The sequence below is a fragment of the Paracraurococcus lichenis genome (genome assembly GCF_030657435.1).
GTDB classification, from domain to species: Bacteria; Pseudomonadota; Alphaproteobacteria; order Acetobacterales; family Acetobacteraceae; genus Paracraurococcus; species Paracraurococcus lichenis.
In genome coordinates this window covers 1-9,308 of the sequence record NZ_JAUTWS010000126.1, presented here as the reverse complement: position 1 = coordinate 9,308, position 9,308 = coordinate 1, and the positions used below count along the sequence as shown (strand labels likewise).

Annotated in this window: 7 protein-coding genes and 1 pseudogene; 1 reads left to right on the top strand and 7 read right to left on the bottom strand. The window is 66.6% G+C overall.

Annotation, left to right across the window (positions count from 1 at the left end):
- Window positions 1-66: 66 nt before the first annotated feature.
- Complete coding sequence (locus tag Q7A36_RS36345; protein WP_305108686.1) at window positions 67-3,336, top strand: AAA family ATPase; 3,270 nt, start codon at window positions 67-69, stop codon at window positions 3,334-3,336.
- An 18-nt stretch (window positions 3,337-3,354) separates the two neighbouring features.
- Here the strand turns inward: Q7A36_RS36345 and Q7A36_RS36340 are convergent, their stop codons facing one another.
- The 7 genes and pseudogenes from Q7A36_RS36340 to Q7A36_RS36310 form a co-directional block, all read right to left on the bottom strand.
- Window positions 3,355-3,687, bottom strand: a complete 333-nt coding sequence (locus Q7A36_RS36340) for a site-specific integrase (RefSeq protein ID WP_305108685.1) — start codon at window positions 3,685-3,687, stop codon at window positions 3,355-3,357.
- Between the two features lie 289 nt (window positions 3,688-3,976).
- The gene (locus Q7A36_RS36335) at window positions 3,977-4,393 is read right to left on the bottom strand and encodes a hypothetical protein (protein ID WP_305108684.1); all 417 of its coding nucleotides are present in this window, start codon (window positions 4,391-4,393) and stop codon (window positions 3,977-3,979) included.
- A gap of 176 nt (window positions 4,394-4,569) precedes the next feature.
- Entirely contained in the window at window positions 4,570-4,980 is a 411-nt protein-coding gene (locus Q7A36_RS36330; protein ID WP_305108683.1) for a putative toxin-antitoxin system toxin component, PIN family, read from the bottom strand.
- The gene (locus tag Q7A36_RS36325; RefSeq protein WP_305108682.1) at window positions 4,977-5,228 is read right to left on the bottom strand and encodes a hypothetical protein; all 252 of its coding nucleotides are present in this window, start codon (window positions 5,226-5,228) and stop codon (window positions 4,977-4,979) included. Before Q7A36_RS36325 ends, Q7A36_RS36330 begins: the two co-directional genes overlap by 4 nt.
- A gap of 24 nt (window positions 5,229-5,252) precedes the next feature.
- Window positions 5,253-5,360, bottom strand: a pseudogene (locus Q7A36_RS36320) (IS1595 family transposase); the annotation flags it as partial.
- A 113-nt stretch (window positions 5,361-5,473) separates the two neighbouring features.
- The gene (locus Q7A36_RS36315) at window positions 5,474-6,697 is read right to left on the bottom strand and encodes a ParB/RepB/Spo0J family partition protein (protein WP_305108681.1); all 1,224 of its coding nucleotides are present in this window, start codon (window positions 6,695-6,697) and stop codon (window positions 5,474-5,476) included.
- Between the two features lie 17 nt (window positions 6,698-6,714).
- Window positions 6,715-7,968, bottom strand: coding sequence for an AAA family ATPase (locus Q7A36_RS36310; protein WP_305108680.1), 1,254 nt, complete (start codon window positions 7,966-7,968; stop codon window positions 6,715-6,717).
- Between the last annotated feature and the right edge of the window lie 1,340 nt (window positions 7,969-9,308).

The window sequence follows — 9,308 nt, the reverse complement described above, 5'->3', positions numbered from 1 at the left end:
CAGGAGCCCCGTGGTGACGTCAAGCGCTCCTTCGCGGCCCGCCGACCAGCCCCGACCACACCGGGGATGAGCAGATACCCCAAGCGCGGCTACCTGTTTGCCGCCGAAGTCGTGCGGGATAGCGAGCCGCCGCCTACGCCAACGAGCAACGATATTGCACAGACTTTGCGAGAGGGCGGTGGGGCGCCGGCTCCGACAGGCGGGGAACCGCCCACCGTTGTACCGACCGAAGCGGCAGAGCGCCGCCACCTAACAGTGTTGTGCTGCGACCTGGTTGATTCGACCGCGCTGTCGGCGCGCCTAGACGCCGAAGCTCTGCAGGATGTGCTCACCGCGTATCGCGGCCGAGTGACCGAAGCAATCAGAAGCGAGGACGGCCACATTGCCAACTTTATGGGTGATGGCGTGTTCGCCTACTTTGGCTGGCCGCGTGCGCACGAGGACGACGCTGAGCGCGCGATCCGCGCCGGTCTCGGCGCCGCCGCCGCAGTCGCCGCTCTCGGAACCGAAACCGAACCGCTGGCTGCGCGCGTGGGCATCGCCAGCGGCCTCGTTGTGGTCGGCGAGTTGGCTGGCGCAGGCGAGGTGCGCGTGAGCGATGCGGTTGGCGGGACGCCAAACCTGGCTGCACGTTTGCAGGCGCTGGCCGAACCCGGCAGTGTGGTGCTCGACGCCACCACGCGCCAGCTAGCGGGCCGCCTTTTCGACTACGCCGACATGGGCGAGGCAGTCTTGAAAGGCTTCGCCATGCCGGTGCAAGCGTGGCGCGCGCTGGGCGAAGGAGCACCCGCGGGTCGTTTCGAGGCGCTGCGCGGTGTTGCCGGTGCGGCACCGCCGCTCGTCGGGCGCGAGGAGGAGCTTAGTTTATTGCTCCGGCGGTGGCGACAGGCCGCAGGCAGCGAGGGCCGGGTCGTGCTACTCTCGGGCGAGCCTGGTATCGGCAAGTCCCGTTTGGCAGCAGTGCTGGCAGACTCCCTAGCGGCTGAAGGAGCCCCACACCAGCGCATCTCTTGGTACTGCTCGCCACAGCATACCGGAAGCGTGCTGCACCCCGTCACCGCTTGGCTTGGGCGCGTTGCACGCCTCGCGCGCGGCGACTCACCGGCGCAGAGCGCTGCGAAACTCGAGGCGCTGCTTGCGCCAAGCGGCGCGGCACCTGAGGATCTCGCGCTCCTCGCGGACCTACTCGGCGTGCCCGTGAGCGACCGGTGGCAATCGAAGCAGGAGTTCAGCCCGCAGCGGCGGCGCGAGCGCGCTCTGGCGACTCTGCTGCGGCAGATGGAAGCGTTCTCGCAGCGTGAGCCCGTCCTGGCGGTGGTGGAGGATGCCCACTGGGCTGATCCGAGTACGCGCGAGCTGCTCGACCTCCTCGTTGCCCGCGTCGAAGGTATGCCGGTGCTGCTCGTGGTAACGTACCGGCCAGAATTCCAGGCCCACTGGATTGGGCAGGCGCATGTCACGACGCTTCCGCTCAGCCGTCTAGGGCGACGGGAGAGCACCGCACTCGTCGCGCATGTCGCTGGTGGCCGAGCACTGCCTGCGGCCTTGGCGGACCACGTGATCGCGCGTGCCGATGGCGTGCCACTCTTTGTCGAGGAGCTGACGAAGGCGGTGCTTGAAGGTGGTCTAACCGGGGCGGGTGGCGGAACGCAGTCAGATATCCCGGCCACGCTGCGCGCCTCCTTGGCGGCACGGCTGGATCACCACCCGCGAGCAAGGCGGGCCGCGCAGTTCGGCGCTGTCATCGGCCGCAGCTTCCCGCATGACTTGGTGGCCGGTCTCTCGGGAGGGGCACCCGTGGAGGTTGAGGAGGGGCTGGAGCGGCTCGTCTCCGCCGGCTTGGTCTTGCGCCGAGGCGCGGTGCCCGATGCGGTCTATACATTCAATCACGCACTGCTGCATGAGGCAGCGTACGATTCCCTCCTCAAGAGCAGGCGCCGTGCTCTCCACGGAAAGGTGCTGCGCCTTCTCGAGGAAAGGCGTCCCGAGATCGCTGAGCGGGAGCCCGAGACGCTTGCCCGGCACGCGGCGTTGGCCGGTGAGACGATCACGGCAGCCCGCCATCTGCTACGGGCGGGGCTGCGGGCCATGCGGGGCTATGCCTTGGCTGAAGCCGAGGCGCATTTCAGCACAGGGCTCGACCTGCTCGGCGGCAAGGTTGAGGATGATCTTCAGAGGATACTGCAACTCGATCTCCAGATCGCCCTCGCGCAGACCGTGATGGGATCCCGTGGCTTCGGCGATGCCGCTGCGGGTCGCGCATTTGACCGAGCCCTCGAGCTCTCGGAGAGCGTCGACGACTCCGAGAGGACGTTCTCGGTCCTGCACGGCCGGTTCATGTTCCATCTGGTCGGGGGGCGACCGGCGCTCGCTCTGGCCGCCGCTGAGCGTATGCTGGAAATTGGCGGCCGGACCGACGGCCGACACCTTCTCTTTGCCGGTCAGTTCTTTGCCGCGTGGCCAGAATTCCACATGGGCCGCTTCGCCGCGGCGCTCGAACACCTGCGCGCTGCGTCGATGGTGTGCGGACCGGACAGTCCTGGGTACGTCCGGCTCGGCTTCGTGTCCGACCTACGTGCTATGCTCGCCGCCTATCAGGCCTGGATGCTCCTTGTTACTGGCGAAGTGGAGGCAGCCGATTTGGCGGACCGGGAGGCGTGGGCGGCCGCGGAAGGCTCGCGTGCAACCTCCGCCAACGCCGGCGCCTTTTGCTTCAGCTGTTTGTACTCGCTTCTGCGCGGCGACGCGTTGGCGGCCGCGCGGAAGATCCGTCCAACGATTGCGTTCTGCACCGAGCAGAGGTACTCCTACTGGCTTGCAGCCGCCGCCGGCATGCAGGCGCTCTGCATCGCTGAAGAAGGCAGAGTCGCAGAGGCTGTCGCCATGCTCCGGCGGGCGCTTGAGGCGTACCGCGCGACTGGCTCCTCCGTGATGACCGCCTTCATGCTCGGAACGCTTGCCCGGCTACTTACGCGGCTCGGCAGGACCGAGGAGGCGCTCGGCACGGTCGCCGAGGCTCTGGATACGGCGTGGGCGGCCGACGACCGCTGGTATGAGGCCGAGTTACACCGCATACGGGGCGAAGCTTTCGGGGCAGTGGGCGACCGCAACGCGGCTGAGACCGAACTCCGCAAGGCAGTGTCGGTAGCGCAGACCCAGGGCGCAACGCTGTGGGAACTCCGCGCGGCATTGCACCTAACGCCGCTCCTCGTGGACCGGGAAGCGCGACACGAGGCCCACGACCTGCTGACAAAGGTGATCGGCCGGATGCCCGCCGGTTCGAGCGCGCCCGAGATGCGGGAGGCCAGGGCGTTGCTCGACACCCTCTATCCGTAAGACAGTGTGTTGCTCGGTTCAGTGAAGTGAAAGTGGGCGTAACACCGGGCCGAACCTGCAGTCGCTCCGCTGCAGCCAGGCTTCCCGCGCGCGCACCGGGCAGGTCTCGGGGCGGCTGCCGCGGGCGATGCTGAGGCTGGCCCCCTGCCCTTCCTGGTCGCCCTTGCTGCGCAGCAGCCGCAGCCGCAGGCCCTCGGCGGTGAAGGACAGGTGCTCGCGGTCGATGGCGACCAGTTCGCTCCGCCGCAGCGCCCCGGCATAGCCGAGCATCAGCATCAGGGCACGGTCGCGGGTGCCGGCGAGGCCACGGTCGCAGCCGGCGACCAGGCGGCGGATCTCGGCGGTGGTCACGCCGCGGCCTGCCGAGCCGGTTCGGCGCGGGCGGGCAGGTCGGACATGCCGGGATTCCAGCAGCTTGCGGCGATTGGGGCAAGCGCCGCTCACCTCCGATAAAGCGGCCTTTCAGCAAGGCAGCCAATGGAATACAATAAAAGGACACAAATATCAGATTGGATTGCCAGCTCCGCATTGTCTTTTCCACACAGAAGCAAATGTCGCGCTTAATCTCCGTTCAGCGACGCCACAGTATTATGGCGATAGCCACCGCACTCTTCATTTACTGTGCCTCTGCGCAGGAGTGCTATCCCGCGAGATCGGTCCGAATGCTGGTGCCCTTCGCACTGGATGGTGGCGTCGACGTTGTCGGGTGCATCATGGCAGCCGCCTGGCCGAGGTGCTGATCTGCGCCGGCGCCCACCGACAGCACCAGAGCCGAGAGATGCGCCCGCAGCCGATCCAGCTCTGGGGTCGAGCGGATGTGCCGAGGCCATGCCAGCCCGGTCTCGGTGACACCGCAGCTGGCGGAGTATAAGCGACGCAACGCGTGCTGGCGGTAGTCTTCGACCCGGCACACATCACCACCGCCGCGGCATGCCGGACGGCGCACGGCATCGATCCGGGCTTGCGCGGCGACGATCTCCTGCTGCACGTCAGCCAGGAACCGCTTGCCCTTGGCCAGGGTCAGACCCAGACTTGCCAGATCGGTCAGGAAGCCCATGCCGGCCTCGCCCTTGCACTAGGCAAGGAAGGTGCCGACGGCCTGGCTGTAGCTGCGGCGCGCGTGCGGGTTGCGGATGGCAGCCGCGAAGAAATCTTGGAAGCGTACTCCCACACTCGCCGCTGGCAGCCACAAGCGCGGGAAGGCCAAGCGAGACGGGGGCGAGTAGGATCAGCTCAGGCGCTACCGGTGATCTCCGCGAGGTAGTCTGCCGGCCGTAAGACCCGGACGCCGCGCCAGGGGTGCAGCACGAGCAGGTCGGCATCGCCACTGACGATCACCTCGGCGCCGGCGGCGAGGGCGAGTTCCAGGTACTTGTCGTCCTTCGCGTCGCGGCAGTCCGCGACGGCTTCGGTCGGCGTGAACAACAGCCCCAGGGCATCGAGTTGGCCGACCAATTCAGCGCGCAGCTCCGGGTCGATAAAGCGCGCAAGGCGCGGCCGGTCGAGCACGTCGAGCAACTCGGCCAGCACCGCCTCGGACACAGCGACCCGGTCGGACCGGAGCGCGTGGCGCACAGCCCGGGCCGGCACGCCGTCGCGGCGGAAGGTCGCGCTGACAAGCGTGGTTGCGTCAAAGACGATCACGCAGCGGGCGGCCGGTCCCGGCGCTCGGCGTTGTAGGCGGCAAGTTCCGCCTCAAGGATCTCGTCGGTAAGGCCGCGCCGCTCGGCCTCGGCCGAGACCGCGTCCATCACCTCGAACAGACGCTCGACGCTCGCGGGACGCAGCATCCGGCTGACTAGGCGGCCGACCCGGGCACGCCGCGCCGCGTCGCCGAGCGCGGCGGCAGCATCGGGCTCGACCTCGATGGTCACGGGGACGGTATCGGGCATAGAGAGTGCCTCCGGGATCGGACCCTAACCAGGACGCGGGCGCTGGGGCAAGCGGCTACATACGGTAAGCAGCATGGCGGCGAGATCGTAACGACGGTTAAAGCGATACTCGAACTCGGCGAGGGTTCGGGGCACTGCCGCGATCCGGTACATGCTTCGGCGCGATCGAGTGGTAGGTGCCGATTTGCATGCTCTCCAGATGCGGAGCAGGCGCCGCCGGGGTCGACGCCTCCGGCGGCGCTCCGTCAGGCTGCCGCTTTCGAGGCGGCCCTAGCCTCCCGGGCGATCTCCTCCAGCAGCTCGGGGAGTCGCTCGGTCAGCCGCTCGATGAAGTTGTCATCGACCTCCGGGTCGAACCGCAGCTGCCAGCGGCCACCGCTCTGGCTCGCTGTGGCGATCTTGCGCCGCCCCAAATAAATTGGCCGGCTACCCTCGCCGCGGCGGCGCGGTATGGCGGGCTCCCTGCGCAGCGCTGCCGAGAGCGCCACTGAGACCTCATCGAGATCAGCCACCCCGGCGTCGCCCCGGCCGCGTACCTCGGCCAGCCGATCGAGCGCCGCTATCACGCGATCTCCGCCTGTAGGATCCTTCTCAAGTGCGTCCAGCAGGCGCTTAGCCGCCCGATGGCTGACCGCCGCCGGGTCTCGGAATGCCCGGATCACGGGCCGCGGGATCCGCATCAGCGCCAAGTGGTGCTGGATGACGGTCCGGCCGACGCCGTAGATTGAGGCCAGTTCCCCAACCGTCAGGCCGGTCCTCTCAAGCGAACCGGCGTAATACTGCGCCCGCTCGAAAGGTGAGAGATCGCGACGGTGATGGTTCTCCCCGAACCGGGCCGCAAGCATCGCTTCGTCGTTGAGGTCGCGGACGCGGGCCAGGACCGGGATGCCGAGCAGCCGGCAGGCCGCCAAGCGCCGCTTGCCGGCGGCGATCTCGAAGCGCTCGCCGAAGGGAAAGCCAGATTTCGGGCGGACCAAGATAGGGCTGTCCTGGCGGCGCTTCTCGATGTCGGCCGCGAGCTCTGCAAGATCGGCTTCGGCATAGGCGAAGTCGAAGCGGTCGCCGGGCAGGTTATCCTCGATCCGCTCCGGATCGATGTAGCGGAACTCCGAGAGGGCGCCCTCCGCTTCCGCCCGGGCGACGAGGCCGCGCTGATGTTCAAGATCGGCGAGGGCAGCAGCGAGTGCCTCCTTGGTCCGCTCCAGCTCCTGCGACACCACCTCATTGCCGGTGGGCGGCGAGACGTCGCCCCCTGCCCTGGCGGCCTCGAGGGCGGCTTCGGCCGCCCGCGCGCGCTCCTCGGCGGCGGCGAGCGCCTGCTTTAGGGATATGTCATGCCGGCTCAGGGCGTCCTCCGGCCCGAAAGGCTGGGCCGGCGCCTCGCCAGCGGCCAGATCTTCCTCGGTCAGTGCGGTGGCGAGTTCACTCATGCTGCGGCGTGCGGGCCGCGCGGCGGGGCGCTGTGCCATGATAACCCTCCCCTCCGCTACTCGGCCGCTACGTCGAAGGCGGGTGCCTCTATGGGCTTGCGGCCCCAGAAGCTGAGTACTTCCGCCTCAACGGCCGCGCCCACTGCATCCATGGCGAGGACCGCGCGACGGTAGGAGCCACTCTCACTTTTGGCGGGGACGTACTCGTAGAGGGTCCACTTCACGTTTCCCGCGGAGCCGAGTGCGCTGGTCTCGACCATCGGAGCCCGGATCATCAGCTCGCGGAGGACGACGTTAAGGTTGTCGACGATCTCGACCTGTGGCCGGCTCTGGGCGTTGAAGCGGTTCACCAAAACCCGCACAAAGGCCCAGCCCGGCCAATCTCTGCCCTCCCATTTGGAGATCCGCTGCTCGGTCCCGCCGAGGAAGGCGAGGAACTCCGTCATAGACTGCAGGTCGAGGTTCGTCGCCAGGGCCGGGATGACTAAGCCATTCGCTGCCGCGAAAGCATTGACCGAGAGCATGTTGATGTCCGGCCGGCAGTCTAGGATGGCGATGTCGTAGCTGGCGCCGGTGCATTTGAGGAAGGCGCGGACCTCAGCATAAAACTCGACCTCCGGCAGGGGCCCGCTGGTCATATTCTGACGCTGCTTCAACTGGTCCTCCGTCCTGTGAAGGACGGCGCTGCCTGCCACTAGGTCGATGTTCGGCCAGTAGGTCGGGCGGATGGCATTGCGCACCGCCTCTTCTTCCTTCCCGGGTTCGCGTGAGATCCAGCCCTCAATCGAGGTGCCGCCCGCGAGAACCTCGCTGTCGGGGCCACGCCCGATCTGTCGGGCGGGATCAAGCCCGAACAGGGCCGTGGTGGAAGCCTGGGCGTCGAGATCGACCAGCAACACGCGATAGCCCCGCAGCGCCAAGTACTGGGCCAGGTGGGTCGAGTTGGTCGACTTGCCGACGCCTCCTTTGAAGTTGGTGAGAGCGATCACGCAGAGCCCGTCAGCCCCACGCCGGCCCGTCAGGTACTTGGTGTTGCCGGTGCTGTCGAACAGCCACTGGCGCGCGGCGTTAATCTCCACCAGTGAGAATGTGCGGTTCTTGCCGCTCAACTCCCCCTCGGGAAAGCCCTCGCCGCCGGCCACCCGGTTCCGCAGATGGCTTTCCGTAATGCCGAGCAGGGCAGCTGCTTCCTTGGAGGTGAAGCGGCGGAGCGCCTTCTCACGTCGGTTCTCGTTCTGCTCCGCCAGAATGGCGATCTGCTGGCTGCGAAGGCGCTTCGCAATGTCGCCCAGCTTAGTTGCCCAAGCCATGGGTCCCTCCGTGTCAACGGCAGGAGGCACAAAAAGCGCAATCGAGCTTCCCCTCAACCGACTTGCGCTTACGCAGTCCGAACCCCCCTTCGGATGCGCAAATGCAACTTGCTGCGCGGGTCCAGGCGATGCAAGCGAAATCCTCGCGCTGGATGCGCGTGTGCGCGCACAGAAAGGCCGCACCGCCTCACCAGCAGAATCGGAGAGATTGGCGAGCCGGCTGTATGCACACACATTAGCTGGTGGCGCACGCTGCGATGAACTGGGTCGGGATTCCGGCAGGTTAGGTCCCTGCCTGCCCGCAGTTTGCCCTCCAGTCTTACCCTGCCATATGGGAGGGCTGACTCGCGCGCACTCTGCCTACTGCTGTGTGCACGCACACCGAATAGCACTGCAACATCTGCTGTTATCCTGTCCTGCCGAGTCTTCACCAACACAGCAAGTACAAGGGCCGTCAGGTTCGAGTTGCGCAGCGCATCCGCCCGGTAAACCGCGCAGCAAAATCGAAGAGCGTTTACTTCGCGTCTCGGCTGTGCGGCTCGCGTGACCTGCAGAGCGGTGGAGCAGGATGCAACTCCGCCGCACGATATATAGTGGCGCTGCCTTGGCCGAATACCAAGGCTCTCCACCTCTCAACGCGAAGCAGGTCGCTAATTTTGTAGCGGACACCTCGCCAACGGCTCGTTCACCCGCCCACCGCTTAGGTAAGGAGTTTCAGCCAACGATACTACTTGTTAGATCTAGCCCGCATAGCCGTTTGAAAGCTGACGGGCCTCAAGCGGGCGGCTGGCTGCAGATCGTCGCGTTGCTTCTTAGGCGGCGTTGCACCTCCGTAGCGGGGCAGCATGTCCACCCCGCTGAGCGGAGCCACATTCTCGAAGAGCACGACACATGACGATCATGACTCGACGGGCTTCGCGGCGAAGCGAGCGTGTCCGCGGGATCGTCGCAATCCGTCCCAAGAACTCTGAGCGCTGTGTGCGTGTACACAGCCAGCTTTTTCATCAGGCCGCACGCTGTGCTGGCCGGAGAGTCTACAGTGTTCCTTGCGTTGTGCCCCCTGCCCGCGCCCTGCCTGATCTCGTGCTCGTGCCGAGTCATTGGCTATGACGGCTCAGCAGCAGTGTGCGTGCACACTGTGTGAAGAACCCGGATTGACCGCGGTGTGCTCCTGCATGGCTAGCAATACCGTCGGTCCCAAGCGCGTCTTTGCATACGCACACAAAGCGAGCGATTGGTTGGGCTTCGATCGCAGTGGCTGCTCGGGCTGTTTGCCCGGCGTCTATGGCCTTCGCTGGTCACAGTGCGCAGTAAGACCAGTCCGCCAAAAGATTGGCACA